The organism is Mycobacterium colombiense (assembly GCF_001665835.1).
Lineage (GTDB): Bacteria > Actinomycetota > Actinomycetes > Mycobacteriales > Mycobacteriaceae > Mycobacterium > Mycobacterium colombiense_A.
In genome coordinates, this window is sequence record NZ_LZSX01000020.1 from 1 (window position 1) to 635 (window position 635).

The 635-nt window shown below is 61.3% G+C and carries 1 protein-coding gene; it reads left to right on the plus strand.

What is annotated here, in order from left to right; all coding sequences use genetic code 11:
• The coding region (locus tag A5760_RS04240) for a spirocyclase AveC family protein (protein ID WP_155764198.1) at positions 1 to 635 on the plus strand (635 nt) is incomplete at both ends.

Here is a 635-nt window from a genome sequence, read left to right on the forward strand (position 1 = left end):
TGGTGGTTCATTATTCGGCCCTGGCGCCGCGAGAGGCGGATCACCCTCGACGGCATGCTCATGGTCTCGATGGGCCTGATGTTCTTCCAGGATCCACTGCTCAACTACTTGAACACCTGGTGTACCTACAACACCTGGATGCCCAATCGAGGCTCCTGGTCGTCGAACATTCCGGGGTGGGTATCGCCGGAGGTGCCCGGACACCAGGTCGTGGAACCACTGTTGACCAACGTGCCAGGCTATTCCTTCGGAAACCTGCTGATCGTCATGCTCGGTTGCTGGGTGATGCGCATAGCCAAGCGGCGGTGGCCCAACATCAACACGTTCGGCCTGATCGGGGTGGTGATCGCCTGGACCTTCGTCTTCGATTTCGTCATCGAGGGTCTGTTTCTCATGCCGATGGGGCTTTTCACCTACCCGGGCGCGATTCGGGCTCTGTCGGTCAATCCCGGCACGTACTACCAGTGGCCGCTCTACGAAGGGCTCATGTGGGGCGGTGTGCAGGCCGGCCTGTGCTGCATGCGCTACTTCACCGACGACCGAGGACGGACCTTCGTCGAGCGCGGACTCGACCACGTTCGAGGCGGTCTCGTCAAACAGCAGCTCACCCGCTTCCTGGCGATCTTCGCCGCGGT